The sequence below is a fragment of the Colwellia sp. 20A7 genome (genome assembly GCF_009832865.1).
GTDB lineage: Bacteria > Pseudomonadota > Gammaproteobacteria > Enterobacterales > Alteromonadaceae > Colwellia.
The window spans coordinates 2,185,235-2,201,623 of sequence record NZ_CP047130.1 but is presented as its reverse complement, the minus strand read 5'-3'; the positions used below and the strand labels follow the sequence as shown (position 1 = coordinate 2,201,623).

Below are 16,389 nucleotides of genomic sequence, written 5' to 3'. Positions count from 1 at the left end.
TTTTTGCGAACTTAAAAATTTTATATCATTAACTGCTATCAACTAGTAGCATAACGAATTAACTTTTTTTCATTGTGCCTGTAGCTTCAAGGCGAGTATGCCAGCTGAAAGCTTCTTCAAGTATATGAGGTGTATGTCCACCACGTTCACATGAACGCTCAAAGTATTCTAACATTGCTTCACGGTAATCAGGATGTACACAGTTATTAATAACTTCTACTGCTCTTTCACGTGGTGCTAAACCACGTAAATCAGCTAATCCTTGTTCTGTCACTAAAATGTCAACATCATGTTCAGTATGATCAACATGGCTAACCATAGGAACAACACTTGATATTGCACCGTTTTTAGCGATAGATTTTGTTACGAAGAAAGAAAGGTTAGCGTTACGAGCGAAATCACCTGAGCCACCAATACCATTCATCATTTTAGTACCACAAACATGTGTTGAGTTTACGTTACCGTAAATATCAAATTCTAGTGCTGTGTTTATTGCAATAATACCTAAACGACGAACAATTTCAGGGTGGTTAGACATTTCTTGAGGACGTAAAACAAGTTTGTCTCTATATTTTTCTAGGTTGTTGAATACTTGTGAATTACAACGCTCAGATAAAATAATTGAACAACCAGATGCGAAGTCTAGTTTTCCTGCATCCATTAGATCGAATGTAGAATCTTGTAAAACTTCTGAATACATTGTTAGATCTTTAAAGTCAGAATCTAATAGTCCCATCATTACAGCATTAGCAATGTTACCAATACCTGCTTGAAGTGGACCTAAGTTTGCTGGAAGACGTTTTTCAGCAACTTCTTGTTCAAAGAAATTAACTAAATGTTTTGCAATATTAGCGGTATCTTCATCAGGGTCTGTAACTGTTGAGAATGAATCACTTTGGTTAGTGAAAACAATACCAACAATTTTAGCAGGGTCGATTGGAATAGCCGTACTACCAATGCGATCATCTACTTTAACTAATGGAATTGGCGTTCTAGTCGGACGGTAAGAAGGGATATAAATATCATGTAAGCCTTCTAACTCTGGCTGATGCAAGGTGTTAATTTCAACGATTATTTTTTTAGCAAAAATAGCAAAACTTGCTGAGTTACCAACAGAAGTAGTAGGTACAATGTGCCCTTCTTCTGTAATTGCAACCGCTTCAATAACTGCTACGTCAGGTAGAGGCAATTGCTTATTACGCATTTGTTCTACAGTTTCAGATAAATGTTGGTCAATAAACATTACTTCGCCATTATTAATCGCTTTACGTAATGTATTATCTACTTGGAATGGCATACGACGTGCTAGAACGCCAGCTTCCGTTAAAAGTTTGTCTAAATCATTACCTAATGAAGCACCTGTCATTAGATTGATTTTCATAGGGTTTAATTTTGCTTTTTCTGCCAATGCTTTAGGAACTGCTTTAGCTTCTCCTGCACGAGTGAAACCACTCATCCCTACTGTCATTCCATCTTCAATGAAATCACAAGCTTCTTCAGCTGACATTATTTTTTGATGTAACTCACTATTTCGAATGCGTTCTAATTGCATATTCAACCACTTTTATTTTTAAGATTATAGAGATTTTATGACGTATGTATTACCTATGATGTTTTACTTTTCATTACATATTAGATTTCTAGTATGTCATTTGGCGAATTAGTAATTTACATAGAGAATGAATTTACCCCGATAAAACAGACACATTTTTTACACAGTTAATTGCTTGAAATTATTTTTTTCAACTGAGTAATAATTTGTACTAAAATGCATCCTTGTCGTATTTTAGCAAGGCAGTATTGTAGTATTTGTTAATGTACCTGCCAAGTGTTCCATGCGAACCTGAAGGAAAATCAGATAATTATTCAGAAATTTTTTTTGACTTCACGGAAAAACAAAAAACGTAGAAAGCGCGATATCATTGAGTTTCCGCGAAGGTTTTGTTTTTTTAATTATTCATTTTAATCACATAAATTATTTTTAAAATTCATGAAAAAATTAGAACTTTTACTCTATTTTTATTTTTTTTAGCGCTATTTTTAAACAAAGACAAAAATAAAACGGTTATTATATAAACAATAACAGAGCCGTTATTGCACACCAAATTTGTGGTATGTTCGTCCTATAAAAACGTGAAAAAGTATCTTATTTAATGTGTGAATTTAACAAGTGATGAAATGTTTTTTAGCCTGTTCGGGTCTATTAATTACATCTACATAAATATTCATTAGAGCGAAATTTTTTATGAAAAAAATACTTGGTTTAGTTTTATCAACATCGTTACTTTTTTATACATCCATAGCGAATGCAGATAAGGCCGTTTTAGCTGGCGGTTGTTTTTGGTGTATGGAATCTGACTTTGAAAAATTACCTGGCGTTACCTCGGTTGTTTCAGGTTTTACAGGGGGGAAAGTAAAAAATCCGACTTATCAAGGCGATCATCGCGGACATTATGAGGCAGTTGAAATAACATATGATCCAGAAAAAGTAAGTTATCAAGGGATATTAGACCATTTTTGGGTAAATATTGATCCCTTTGATGCTAAAGGCCAGTTTTGCGATAAAGGACCAAGCTACTTGAGTGCGATTTTTGTTGCCAACGATCAAGAAAAAGCATTAGCTGAACAGACAAAAAAGGCTGTTGTAGCAAAGTTTCCTAATCAAACCGTTGTTACACCTATTTTAGCTACTAGTACTTTTTATCCTATTAAGGGAGCTGAAAGCTATCACCAAGACTTTTATAAAAATAGTCCTGTTCGTTATAACGCTTATCGTTGGGGATGTGGTCGAGACAAACGTTTACAAGAAATTTGGGGCGAAAGCGCTACTCACTAGTAATATGATATAAAAGCATTAGAGAATATAATTCCCACTATATTATTAAAGATTAATATAGTGGGATAATAAGTAAATATTAGCTAAGCAAGGCTCAGACTATACACTAGCTTTTGACCATACCGCTAATTCATTACCGCTGGGATCGGTAAATTGAAATCTACGACCGCCAGGAAAAGAGAAAATAGGTTTAATAATTTTCCCTCCCGCTGATTCAACATTACGTTGAGATAATTCAAGGTTATCGCTTAGTAACACTAGCAAAGCAGATCCGTTAGCTGTTGTTGCCGTTAAGTCTGACTGATAAAAACCACCATCAATTCCTTGATTGGTAAATGCCGTATACTCAGGCCCAAAATCTTCAAAAGACCATCCAAATACTTGCTCAAAAAACAATTTAGTTGCTGAAAGGTTTGTCGCTGGAAATTCTACATAATTCAGTTTTTCATGGTGAGACATTGATTGAGAACTCCTTGATAGATATTAGTTATTTACATTAAATAATTTGAATTTTAGCGGCCAGGTTTAACGCTAATTGACGATAACCTTTGTCATTTAAATGGACACTATCTGACTTCATACTTCGCTGCTTAAGTAAATCAGGTAAACTTGTTAAATCAGACACCAACATATACTGGCCCGCTAACCTTTCATATAAGGGTAACGTTGATAAATTGATTGAAGGTTTGGGCACACCGACTAACATGACTTCTGCGCCATAAGACTGAATTAACTCAATCATCTGAGCCAAATTATTTTCAAGTTTTTCTTTGGATAAACCTTTAAGAATGTCGTTTCCACCATGGCATAAAATAACAAGACTTGGCGTTGTTAATTTAAGTGTTTTTTCTAACCTCTGCAGACCTTTACTACTTGTTTCACCAGGTATACCTTCATTGATTACCGTGATACCTAACGTTGTTTGTAAAATATTTGGATAACTCTTATTTACGGTAACACCCGTGCCTTTAGTAAGGCTATCACCAAAGGCAAGAATGACACTGTCTTGCGTTAATTTAATTGTTTTATCTTGCTCTGAACAACCAACAATAAGAAAAAATATTAAGGTAACAATTGATTTAAATCGACAATACATATAATGAGTTACTCGCCCTTTGTGTACTTAGTAATGAAACTGAACTTTTTATTAATTAACCTTAATATCGCCCTTTTCAGCCTGCATAATAATGGTATAGGGTAAAACGACTGTATCTGAAACAGCGGATAAAGCTGTATCGATAAACACTAAGGGGACGTGGTTAACAGAACTACCTATGTTTGTTTTATTACTGGGTTCACCGTACATAAGACAAAGGTTGTATGAAATACCACTATAAATTCTTGGTATATCTTTACAATAACTTTTCTTGCCAAAATGAGAGATATTAATATGGTTATTGTAAGGATTAATCGTTTTAATTGTTGCACATGAGCATATAAACAAAGTGAACAAAAAAACAGTGAGTATTTTCATATGTACTTACTTCTTAGGAGAATAATGGGATAAGGCATTATAAAATTAAAGCTAAACCTTAATTAATTTAAAATGAAAAAGATAAAAAGTGATGCTTGAACGCTTGAATAACAAGCATCACAGAGCTTAATACACTATTAACTAATAGTTTTGCGTGAACTGATAATTACTAAAACCAAGGCTATCAGTGCTGGTAATCCTTGCGTAAATATAATGCTGGTTTTTACAGTAATACCGCCAAATATACCGGCAACGATGACACAAGATAAAAAGAACACTTTAATATCAAAACGACTGATAATCAGCCCCCAAAACAATCCAGCAGCAAGAAAACCATTATAAAGCCCCTGGTTCATAGCAAGCAATGCTGAAGATTCTGCTACTTCAGGTGTCATTAAAAATATTTTTTGGCCTATTGGGTGATTCCAAAAAAACATTTCCAAAACCAAAATTCCAACATGACTTATTGCCACAAAAAAAACAAAAATATTTGCTAATAATTTCATATACGTTTTCCATATTCCTTTGATTAATAATTAAGTTCATTACTTTAAACTGAGTGAGATCTCATTTATTGCTTCCTTATTGTAATAGGGATTGCGTAATAAATTAATGCTATTTTCTGCCCAATATTCTTAGTATACGAATAAATAAATTAATAATATCCATATACAAAGCCGCGGCGCTATCAACTGCGTTATCGTATGTTTTTGGAATAGCATTTGCTCTTGCCCAATCGTAGCCAATATAACCACAGAAAATAACGGCAACGATCCAATCTAAAATGCCATGATGCGTATTAAATATAAATATTTCAATTAGCTCTACTACAATCACACAAAACAAAGCAATGGTGAGTCCACCTGCTATTTTATTGAAAAACGCAGGATACATTGAACCTAACAGCATCATAACAAAGGTTACCATGCCAGTAACTCTTATCGCTTCAAGGACAATGTCGGGGTTATATTGACTAACGACTAAATTAATAATTAGCCCAAAAGGAACAACCACAAAATTGTAACCAATAAAGCTAACTAATGGGCTGTCAGATTTACGAAACAAATAAATACCGAAAAAACACGAGGCAAAATAACCAATGAAAAAAACGATTGGATTGATATTACTAATAGATTCAACTGAAATGTTTTGCACCATAAACCAGTTAATGGCAAAACCCCATATCAGTGTCAGACCAATGACCAAATTGTAAGTTGAAGCGCCTATTATTTTGTCACTCGTTTCTGTTCTACTAAATACGTCTACATCCATTTTATTTCCTTATTTATATTAACTTCCATAAGCCTAATCAACTATTTTATTGAAAAACCCATTGCTGTATGTTTTTTTCGGCGTTATTCATAGCTTAACGTTATATTTTTTAAAGTACAAAAGCATAATCGGTATTTCTATCGCTGCATAAGTTAACAGCGTAAACCAAAACCAGTTTACTGGATAAAACAACAAATTGAATTGATGCCCACTCCCCCAGTAATTGAATCCAACAATGCACAAAGCAAAGCCAGATGTGAAAATGTCATAAAAAGAAATTTTATTAAAGCTGTTACCTGCTAATTTTGGATAGATAGAGAAGTACGCGAGTAAAATAATAATTAAATTTAATAATAAAATTGATAACTCTGCTGAATACATTTTATTAAAACTCCTAATAACGCTAACAATAGGTAAAAAAGCATAAAGATATTTCAACCTATGGTGAAACATCTTTATGCTTATTAATTTTATTCGTTAGGGCTTTAAGATACTAGCTTAGACTTTGCAAACTAGGATAATTCACCTTGCAATATAGTCACAAAAAATGGCTGAAATTGCTGCGTAGACACGGTTATCATCTTTGTTATCCCCAACATTATCAGTAAAAGGTAGCATAGAAAGCGCCGCAATTAGTAACTAAATCAATAATATTTTAACGCTCGTCTTTAGGTGGCGCGGTTGGTGCTTCCTCTGCGCTGATGAAACCATCGTTATTTTTATCAAAATGCTTAAAGCGTTGCTCACCTGCTTTAAACTCTGACAATTCAACCTTACCATTGTTATTTTGATCAAAGCGATTAATAAACTTATTAGCATTATTCAAAGTTAGTGCTGAGTTTTTAGATGCTGAGCTAATTAATGATAAAGCTTTCGACAAAGAGCTTGTTTGTGCTGAACTGCTTTGTAATGAACTAGGAGCGTTATATTCACTTTTTACCTCTGATAATTCCCCTGTTGCAACATTAACTTCGCCACCACGCACTAAACGTACATAGTTTTCAACGCGAATCATGTCACCTTGTGGGCCTCTAGACATTGGCTCGCCCGTTTTCGGATCACTACGTTGCGATCCCGCACCATGAACGTCCATTGTTTTACCACGCATTTCACCTAAAGCTTTACCAAAAGCAACATAAACAGCACCTGACTCTGGTACAGGGCCATCAAGGTGAGTCGTTGAACTCCAATAGTATGGATAATCTTGCTCACCACCTTCATTTTTAATTGATGAAGCCTTAAATATAGGATCTATCGCTGCTGAATTTGAGGTTTCGGGTGAACGTGTGTAATCAACAATACTTTGTAGCTCTTTCGCATTAGGTAAACGCCAATCATTGTAACCACCTAACGTCGATTGCTGTGCATATTCCAGTGCCTCTTGCCAGTTTAGTCCTTGTGTACTATCCGCTTGTTGCCACATTAGTGTTGTTGCAGTGTCTGATACCGTACCATCATTATTATCAACAAAACTGTTTTTACCATAATCAGTATTACCTCGCACAAACCTAAAATACATTTTATTAGCTGCTTTGCTACGTGGATTATACTTTGGATAACCTTTAATACGGCCATCAACAAAATTAACACCAAAAACCGTATCATCATTTGTCATTGTTTTAGCAACATACTCAGTACTCGACCAGGTTTGCGCGTCTATCTCACGTTCGCCCGAACTTGTATCACCAATAGGTTGTGTAAAGAATCTTGTGTCTATAAAAGGATAAAGCGCTTTTTCGCCTTTCACACTGCCTGAAAATTGAATTAATGAATAAAGCTCTTTAATTGTAGGTATGCGCCAGTCGCTATATCCACCTAGTTTCACTTCATTAACTTTTGTTAGCGCTTCCTCAAAAGATAGTTTCTGTCCCATATCTTTTTGCCATACTAAACCTGTAACATTATCGGTTATTGTGCCGTCATTATTGTCAGTATAAGACGGTGCATTAATGATATAACTCGCATCTTGCCCGAAAAACTTATCCTTATCCGCCGGTAATGAAATAACATCATTGTTGCTATAAGCAATTCGTTGCCCAGTATCAACAATAGCGTAGCTGCTATCTACTTTAGGCAAGTTAGGAGTTGATATTAACGGTGCAGTTGGCGTGGAAACAATGCTTGCTTGTATAACCATTAAGTCTTCACCAAAAATCACATTACCACGGTAATTCTTTTGAATTTCTTTTAAACTGGCAACCGTATCAACCGTAGTAGAATTAAAATGGGTATACACTAAATTTTTAACGTTCGCTTGCTCTGCCATACTGCTTGAGTCGGCTAAATTAAGATGAGCACGCTCTGTCGACTTTTTCCCTTTATCTCCACTGCTTTGACTGCCATTTTTATTAACTTTATTGCCTTTATTCGTATTACGACGTCCATCTTTCATTACCATACCGCCTGAATCTATAATCATAAAATCGGCATTTTTGGCTAATGTTGGTAACTCGTCAGAATAAGTAAGATCTCCCGTAATAACAACCGATTGACCTTGATAGTCAAAACGATAAGCAAGGGTATAAATAGTATGTGGTACTTTCAACGTAGTAACAAGAATATCGCCAACCTTAAAGGATTCCCCACCGGTTAAATCATGCACTTCAAAGGCTTTCACACGCTCTGAAATTTTACGATTAGTTTTACCTAAGCGGTATGAGATATCTTCTTCATACAAGGTTAAATTTGACTCAGTAAGCGTAACAGTATTAGGCGGTCCCATAATGGTGAAATCACCTTGCCCTAATAACAAACGGATGAACATAGGTACAAATTCTTCATTATGATCAAGATGATGATGAGTGAACATTAATGCAGAAAGGTTACGGGCATCAAAACCTAATTTATTCAAATTAGCCTGTGTGCCGTTTCCCATATCAACTAAAATATGGGTATCACCTGCTGAAATTAAAGTACTAGCACTTGCACGGTTTTCATTATAAATCGGCGAACCTGAGCCAATAATGGTCGCTGTAAGTTGCTCAGAAGCATTAACAGTTGGTAATAATATAAAAGCAGATAGAAATATCGCAACCCCGAGAGAAGTCGCGTAATGATGGTTTTTTTCATAGTAAACACCCAATATTGCAAGGATATAATGATTTCATATTCTTTAACTTGGGTGACTATACAAAGCTATTCAGGTGTTTTCAGGAAATTTACAAAACTTTACTCAAGCCAATGGTTACTGTGTTCTAAAAATTCAAACTCATACTTAAGCACATTAGCATTCTACAGATACCAGAAAACTCGTATATTAACCATATTACTGTGAGGCTTCGTAACAAGACGTGGAATAAAAAGTTATATTAAAGCACTTATTTCAACTGCTTTAGTAAACCGTCACTGGCATCTTCAACTAAATCTAGAACAAAACGAAAACCATTAGCGCCACCGTAATAGGGGTCTGGTACTTCCTCTTCGTCATGATTATCAGCGAAATCTAAAAAGAGTTTCGCTTTATATTGTAAGTGCTCAGGAGCAATTTTATGAAGTTCTGCTAGGTTTGCATTATCCATTGCTAATATAAGATCAAAGTTATCAAAGTCTTGTACTGTCACTTTTCGGGCTTTAATACCTTTAAATGAATAGCCACGTTCAACACCTACTTTTTGCGCTCGATGATCAGGTTTTTCTCTAACATGAGCACCCACAGTACCAGCTGAATCAACTTTTAATGATAAACCTTCCGCTTGTGCTTTCTGCCTAAAAACAGCTTCAGCGCTAGGTGAGCGACAAATATTGCCCATACAGACAAAAAGTACACTCTTGACTCCTTTATAATTCATAAACTTATCTACCAATATATGTATTTTACATGTTATGTTCAGTGTTTATCATACGGAATTAGTCATTGCGTTAAATTTTTGCTTCACCGAATTTATAAAACTATTTTGACTTGTTTTTACAAAAAGCTAAAAGACAACTTAAAAGCCCCATTAGATTTACATTACATTAACATAAATAATTTTATTCATCACTATGAAAAAATGGCTATGTATTATTAGAATAAAAACTAATTTGAGATACATCCCATTTGTTTGCTATAGATTGTATTTGAGCGTTCAAATGATTATGTTTTACGCTCAAATTTTCGGCATTACTTCAATAAGAATGTTATTAAATATAGTCAATCACAATGAGGTTATAGTCTTGATTTATATCAAAATCCTTACTGTTTCTCAGCTATATTTAAAAAGAAATAGAAGCACCTAAGTGTAATGTCCGAGTTTGACCACCAAAGAAACGGTATGTTCCAAAGGCGAAGTCAGCCCTACTCGCATATTTCTCATCCGTCAGGTTTTCTATCCGCGCAAATATACGTGTATTATGATTGAGTGCTAGTGAGCCTCTAAGTTGTAATAAGTCATGTCCGGCATAATCATGTTCGTTAGCCGGATCTAAATAATATTCCCCCATATGTAACCATTCTAGTTCAAGTTTACTGCTATCTGTAGGCTGCCAAGCAAAGCGAACATTAGCCATTTGTTCTGGAGCTGTGTCTACTTTATTGCCTTTAATAACTCCACTGCTGGCTCGATCAAACTCATACTCATGCTGACCATAACTATAATTAACGGCCACACTAAATTGCTCAGTTAAATCATAATTAAGACTCAGTTCAAGCCCTTTATGTGAGGTTTCACCATCCGTAACATTTAAACCGTCGTCATCACGAAAAAAGAAATTGTCTTTATTCATGCCATACATAACAAGTTCATAAGTGAGGCTATTACTTATTCCACGTAAACCTAGCTCTAAACTGTCAAGTTGTTCAGCTTCAATCTCACCAACCAACTGCTGGTTTTGAAGTCGGTACATATCAGTAGTTTGCGGTGCTCTGAAGCCTTGTGACCAACTACCAAAAAATGCGATTTTGTTATTTAATCGATAATTGAAACCTAATTTAGTACTAGTATTATTAAAACTATCATTATTATCACTAGGACGTTTAAATAAACAATCTATAGGCTCGTTATTACTATTTACACATGAACTGCCGTCGGCTTTAGTCGTGCCATCGGCAATTAAATTATTATATCGATATTGTGTTGCATCAAAGCGAACACTACCGGTGAGTTGTAATTGTTCTGTTAATTGCCAGTCTGTTTGGATATAGGGAGCAATAATTGAGGCATCAACGTTATAGTCATAATGTAAGCCTTGTTGACGTGCTTTACCAAAGCTATAGCTGTCAGGCTGTTGTTGAGTTTGTGTTAACTCCCCTTCTGTCCATTCAAGATCAATACCCATCACAACAGCAAGGTCATGACCGATCTGCCAATGATAGTTATTTATCATGCCCACACTATAATGACTATTTTCTTCAATAGCCTTTGACGGTAAATAATGTTGGCTAAACTCCATTTGGTTAAGTCGAAAATATGGGGTTATAGTGAAGCTGCTGTCTGCGCTTAACTCTCTCTGCCAACTTGTTGCGACACGAATTGACGACCATTCACGATAGGCATCACTGTCACAATTTTTTTGCATGGTGTTAGTATCTTTGTAAAGTGTTTCATCTGAATAAATTGAGCTATAGCATTCATTGCCATTGTCTCCAGACGATACGAACCCAGCAGTATCCTGATCAAGCACAAAACCAGCAATGACCGTTTTAAAATGATCATCTCCGTTAACATAGTCATGACGAAGTCCCAATTTTAAAGAGCGAAAGTCACTATTATCACGGTAACCACCATCATCAACAGCTTGAATACTAGCACTAACGCCATGATTATCTGATTCGCTACCAATTGTCCCTTGCAGTTGATACCTGTCGTTTGGCCCTGCAATTAGTGTTACATCCCCACCATTTTTAGGGGCTTTAGTTAAAGCATTCACCACACCATGAACCGCATTTGATCCATAAATAGCACTGGCAGGACCGCGAATTATTTCTATTTCTCTCGCCTGAGCTAAGTTTAACTCTGACAACGCATTATTATTAGCAAAGCCGGCCGCTCGAGTAGCAACACCGTCTTCAAGAAATAAAAAAGCGCCTGCAGCGCCTGGACCACTTAACACTGGAGAGCGTAACGAAGGTAGCGTTTCCATACCATTATTAGTTTGTATATGAACGCCTGTTGCTCTGTTTAAAATATCACTTGGATGCACAGCGTTAACTGAAGCAATATCATCACTTGATATACGATCGATATTACCGGTTAGTGAGAGAAGTTCGGATTGATGAAGCGTACCAGTAACAACGATAACCTCTGCTATATTATTACTATCATTCGTCGTGGATAGCGCTGTTTTATCAGTAGCAGCTAGTGCTGAGCAACTAACCATAGATAAACAAACTGTGCTAACAACTGTTCTGGGGAATCCTGGTAACATCTATACTGTATCCTTTAAGAGGTATTGCGGAAAAAATAGTACTTTAACAAAGGGAGTCGTTACTCGTAAACACCCTTTTTATGTAATGAAAAGAGAGTATATTGAATACTGGTAGATTACTAATTAACAATAAACTTACCGTAGATAATGTTAAAAGGGTTTTAAAGATCATTGAATGACACTTATTATTTATATTAAAAACAGGAATAATGAATAGTTGCGATGGTACTTAACATTATTGATAAAAATGTTACCCTCTAAAAGATAACTGGAAATGATTAAATTTTATAAAATTATTTAGCATGGGTTGATAATTCCCACAATCAATATTGTCTGGCTCTACCGTCTTTAGGCTTTTATCTGCTGTTGTAATTTTTATTTCCCCTTCCAATAATGCTAATGCATAACAAGTTGCTTCTAAACTCGATAACGCATTTTTTTTGGCGACTTTACGAATTAAGTATTGCCCATTATTAGCAAGATAATCAGGTAAACAGACTTGCGTAAGTGAATGTAGGTTTTTAGACAACATAAACATACGGTACGACTTTTTCCATGTGCCGTCGAGTACCAATAACAAAAGCGGCTTAGCCTTATCTGTTTGTGTAAACTTACCTTCATTCTTTTTATCATGTAAAGAGAGAATTTGTGAGTGTTCACCTGGGTAAAGCAGTAATACTTGATGCGACGCTAATATTTCATTCAGCTCGACGTTATGAGTGAAATCTTCACCCACCAGTATTTTACAAGACGTTAACGAACCATTTAATAAAGCGACTGTGCCTTTACTTTGTTTAACTTCACTTGGATGCTGCAAGACTAACAAAGGCGTTTTATTGTGTGTTTCTATGATAAAACTACAAATACAAGCACTAGTGGGTCGTTGGCATGGTGTGCATAAATTTCTGGCCATAAAATAAAAACATCAAGAATCTTAAAATTAATAGGCTGACATTGTATACTCAACTTTCAATGAGTTCAGCCTAAAGCATCAACATAAATGAAATTAAGTTCTTTTCCATTTTCGAAACAGCACTCGTTAATAGTATTAATTATTGCTGTTGTTTCAATTTTTGCTTTTGCGGCTGAATTTTTCATTAATGACTCTGTTACTCAGGTATTCGTTTATCACCGAAACTTAATTGTCCGAGGAGAAATATGGCGATTATTCACAGGACATTTATTACACACTAACGGTTATCATTTATTGCTCAACCTAGCCGCGCTAGTTATGCTTTGGGCATTACATGGGCGTTTCTACACCATTAAAAATTATTGTGCTTTATTTACTTTTTGCGCCTTCATTACCAGTATGGGTATTTATTATGGCTCACCGTCAATAATACAATATGTTGGTTTATCTGGCGTATTACATGGCATATTTGTGTTTGGGGCGATAATGGATATTGCTGCAAAAGATAAAACAGGTTATTTACTTTTTATCGGCGTTTTTATGAAAATAGCTCACGAACAAATTTATGGTGCTAGTACCGATGTCAGTGATTTAATTGAAGCAAGTGTTGCTGTTGATGCGCATTTATGGGGCGCGGTTGGCGGATTAGTATTTACGATTATTTATTTACGTTTCTTTCGTTTTAAAACCATTACTATCGATTAGTGAAATAAACTCACCTTTCACGCCAAAAGCCTAACGTTTTTAATTCACGTATTATCTTCTTTTCTAAATAATTATTTTGTTTAAAAAAAAGCTTTTTAGCAACCACTGATGATCACTAAAAAGCTTTATAAACTAATTATCTTATCCAATTTGGCTTAGCTAATTGGTTTACATTATAGATCTATATTTATATTTATATTTATAATGTATTTTCAAACAACTTATAAATACGACGGTATTCATTCAACCATGAACTCGGTTGTACAAAACCATGTGGTTCAACCGGATAAATAGCCGTTTCAAAGTCTTGTTTTTCTAATTCAATTAAACGTTGAACTAAACGAACAGTGTCTTCAAAAAACACATTATCATCAACCATTGGTGCGTTAATTAATAACGGCTTACTTAAACCTTCAGCAAAATAAATAGGTGAACTACGCTCATAAGCAATAGCATCATCTTCTGGGGTATTTAAAATATTAGACGTATAGCCATGGTTATAATAAGCCCAATCTGACACTAAACGAATAGCTGAGCCAGATTCAAATAACGTAGGGTCTGTGAACATTGACATTAATGTTAAAAACCCGCCATAAGAGCCACCATAAGTACCTACACGTTTAGCGTCTACATTAGCATTTTCAACAATCCAGTTAACGCCATCACGCATATCTTCAACTTCAACTTTACCCATATGTCTATAGATACTGGTACGCCAATCTCGGCCGTAACCTGCTGAAGCACGGTAGTCCATATCAATCACCACATAACCTTGCTGCACTAGCATTGAATGGAACATGAATTCACGGAAATAACCAGACCAACCAAGGTGAGAATTTTGTAAGTACCCAGCACCATGAGTAAACATTACCGCACGGTTTTTCTCAGTTGTTTGATCATAATTCTTAGGTAAATAAACACGAGAGTAAATCGGCTCTTTTTGCTTGCTTGATGGTATAGCAACAATACTTGGTGCAACCCATGGTAAGGCTTTAAATTCATCAGAAACGGTATGCGTTATTTGTGTAGCTGATGCATTTGACGTTAATGATTGAACATACAATTCTGGCGGCATAGTTAAGCTAGAATGTTCAATAAGTAATGAAGATTCATCAGGACTTAAAGCGTAGCTATTTTGACCGCCAAGATCGGTTAATGCAGTAACATTATTAGCCAAATCAACTTGGTAAATTTCATGAATACCAGGGTGTTTTATATTGGCTTTAAAAATAAAGCGTTTTTGGTCTTTTGTTAGAGTAACGTCACTTACTTCAAATTTACCCGACGTTAGCTGTTTAGTTTTACCGTTATTTAACGTTTTGTAATAAAGATGAGAATAACCACTTTCTTCTGATAAATAGTAAAGCACATCATTACCTACCCAATCAAATTCGTTAAAACTCCAGTTAACCCAAGCATCATCTTGTAACTTATGTTGATTAACTAAGGCTTCTTTTTCAAAATCAACAGTGGCTAACCAACGAGTTTTGTTATCCCAAGCTTCTAACATTAATGCTACTTGGCTGCCGTCATCGTTCCATTTAACAGGAAACCACATTTGTAATAAGTGAATATTTCTAGCCATTTTACTACTTTTATAGGTTTTTCCTTCACGTGCATAGTTTTCTTTTTTTACTGCTGCAAGTACATCAGTATCAAAATTAGGCAATGATTCGTAGTTCAACGCAACTTTTTTACCTGCTTTTAAATCGATAAAAAATAGTTCTTCTTTATACTGACGGTTATTAGCCACACGAGCGCGTACTTTTTCAGCCGCAATTACGCCATCTTTAGTTACATAGTTTGGCATAATATCCGAATCATCTCGGCTTGATTTAGCCTCAGTAATACTCACAAATAATTTATCACCCGCTGGCGACAAGCTTGCGTGGCTTACTTGATTGTCTTTACCAAAATAATACTTGGTTTGTGTCACTGTCGTGTTTTGTGCTGTTAAGCTGTCTTTTTGTTGCTCTTTTAATTCGCCATTACGTTGCTGTAATACAATGTAGTTAATCAGTTTATGCTGTTCTTTAGCTAAGTAACTTGTAGGTGCTTCAATGCCTTTAGGTTTTTCAGCCATTTGTAAGTTAGCTAATTCAATAACCTGCCCGGTGACTAAGTCATGTGCATAAAAAACATTGTCGATACGGTAAGCGATTTTGCCATTAGTTAAAAATAACGCATCACTTTCATTAGCAGACGTATACGTAATTTGTTTTACTGATTTAGTTGCAACATTTTTAACAAAAACATTACCTTCGAAGCTATAAATCTCAAGACTACCATCGTTATTACTTTTTGCATTGCTGTCTGCAACTTTATGCAGCTCAGAGAAACTAACTTGCTGTGCTTGTGAGTCTGAACCTAAATTTTTAACCCAAAGATCTCTTAGCGGGTTGCCTAACTGTTTTTGTTTATAGAAAATGGTATTGCTATCATCACCCCAATACCAAGATTCAGGAGCACGTCCAAACCAGTCAGGATCAGACATGATTTTTTCTAATGTGATTTTTTTTAATGTAATAACTTCATTATTATTGGTTACATCGCCAGTTTTAGCTGTAGGCGATAACACAGTGGCAGGCGATTTTAACGAAGTTGAGCTAGTTTGTGAGGTATCTTCAGTGCTTGCACAAGCAACTAAAGAAATACTTAAAACAGCCGCTATTAGGTTTAATTTCATAAAGTTATAGTCTCTTAATTTGAGAGTAAGAATTAATATATTGGATTAATTTATTCACGTGTTCACAGTTATACTAATCAAATAGGAATTGATCAATACGCATAAGCGAATAGAGTATTTGAATTTTTAGTGAAAGTGTAAGGGAAAACCACCAATAGCCT

The 16,389-nt window shown here is 35.3% G+C and carries 13 protein-coding genes; 2 read left to right on the top strand and 11 right to left on the bottom strand.

Annotated features, from left to right (window positions below; translation table 11 throughout):
* Window positions 1-58 precede the first annotated feature (58 nt).
* Entirely contained in the window at window positions 59-1,552 is a 1,494-nt protein-coding gene (locus GQS55_RS09540; RefSeq protein ID WP_159820064.1) for an acetyl-CoA hydrolase/transferase family protein, read from the bottom strand.
* 693 nt (window positions 1,553-2,245) lie between these two features.
* Here GQS55_RS09540 and msrA point away from each other — a divergent pair.
* A complete protein-coding gene (gene msrA / locus GQS55_RS09535; RefSeq protein ID WP_159820062.1) occupies window positions 2,246-2,836 on the top strand; it encodes a peptide-methionine (S)-S-oxide reductase MsrA in 591 nt (196 codons plus the stop codon).
* Window positions 2,837-2,935: 99 nt separating this feature from the next.
* On the opposite strand, the gene GQS55_RS09530 is transcribed toward msrA, so the two are convergent.
* The 9 genes from GQS55_RS09530 to GQS55_RS09490 all read right to left on the bottom strand — a co-directional run bounded on the left by GQS55_RS09530 (window position 2,936) and on the right by GQS55_RS09490 (window position 12,837).
* Window positions 2,936-3,295 (bottom strand): VOC family protein, encoded by a 360-nt coding sequence (locus GQS55_RS09530; RefSeq protein ID WP_159820060.1) that lies wholly within the window; start codon window positions 3,293-3,295, stop codon window positions 2,936-2,938.
* A 37-nt stretch (window positions 3,296-3,332) separates the two neighbouring features.
* Window positions 3,333-3,932 (bottom strand): GDSL-type esterase/lipase family protein, encoded by a 600-nt coding sequence (locus GQS55_RS09525; RefSeq protein WP_159820058.1) that lies wholly within the window; start codon window positions 3,930-3,932, stop codon window positions 3,333-3,335.
* 51 nt (window positions 3,933-3,983) lie between these two features.
* Window positions 3,984-4,310: a YceK/YidQ family lipoprotein gene (locus tag GQS55_RS20165; RefSeq protein WP_159820056.1), complete on the bottom strand. Its 327-nt coding sequence runs from the start codon at window positions 4,308-4,310 to the stop codon at window positions 3,984-3,986.
* A gap of 137 nt (window positions 4,311-4,447) precedes the next feature.
* Entirely contained in the window at window positions 4,448-4,816 is a 369-nt protein-coding gene (locus GQS55_RS09515; RefSeq protein ID WP_159820054.1) for a DUF1304 domain-containing protein, read from the bottom strand.
* 109 nt (window positions 4,817-4,925) lie between these two features.
* The gene (locus tag GQS55_RS09510) at window positions 4,926-5,582 is read right to left on the bottom strand and encodes a Bax inhibitor-1 family protein (protein WP_159820052.1); all 657 of its coding nucleotides are present in this window, start codon (window positions 5,580-5,582) and stop codon (window positions 4,926-4,928) included.
* Between the two features lie 655 nt (window positions 5,583-6,237).
* Entirely contained in the window at window positions 6,238-8,664 is a 2,427-nt protein-coding gene (locus GQS55_RS19855) for an Lcl domain-containing protein (RefSeq protein ID WP_201294611.1), read from the bottom strand.
* A gap of 235 nt (window positions 8,665-8,899) precedes the next feature.
* On the bottom strand, window positions 8,900-9,370 hold the full coding sequence (locus GQS55_RS09500) for a low molecular weight protein-tyrosine-phosphatase (protein WP_159820050.1): 471 nt from the start codon (window positions 9,368-9,370) through the stop codon (window positions 8,900-8,902).
* Window positions 9,371-9,773: 403 nt separating this feature from the next.
* The gene (locus GQS55_RS09495) at window positions 9,774-11,924 is read right to left on the bottom strand and encodes a TonB-dependent receptor (protein WP_159820048.1); all 2,151 of its coding nucleotides are present in this window, start codon (window positions 11,922-11,924) and stop codon (window positions 9,774-9,776) included.
* A 250-nt stretch (window positions 11,925-12,174) separates the two neighbouring features.
* Complete coding sequence (locus tag GQS55_RS09490) at window positions 12,175-12,837, bottom strand: tRNA-uridine aminocarboxypropyltransferase (protein ID WP_159820046.1); 663 nt, start codon at window positions 12,835-12,837, stop codon at window positions 12,175-12,177.
* Between the two features lie 87 nt (window positions 12,838-12,924).
* Between GQS55_RS09490 and rrtA the strand changes: the two genes are divergently transcribed.
* Window positions 12,925-13,542 carry a rhombosortase gene (gene rrtA, locus GQS55_RS09485; RefSeq protein ID WP_159820044.1) on the top strand — a complete coding sequence of 206 codons (618 nt, stop codon included), beginning with the start codon at window positions 12,925-12,927 and terminating at the stop codon, window positions 13,540-13,542.
* Window positions 13,543-13,741: 199 nt separating this feature from the next.
* On the opposite strand, the gene GQS55_RS09480 is transcribed toward rrtA, so the two are convergent.
* Window positions 13,742-16,228: a S9 family peptidase gene (locus GQS55_RS09480; protein WP_159820042.1), complete on the bottom strand. Its 2,487-nt coding sequence runs from the start codon at window positions 16,226-16,228 to the stop codon at window positions 13,742-13,744.
* Window positions 16,229-16,389: the final 161 nt, after the last annotated feature.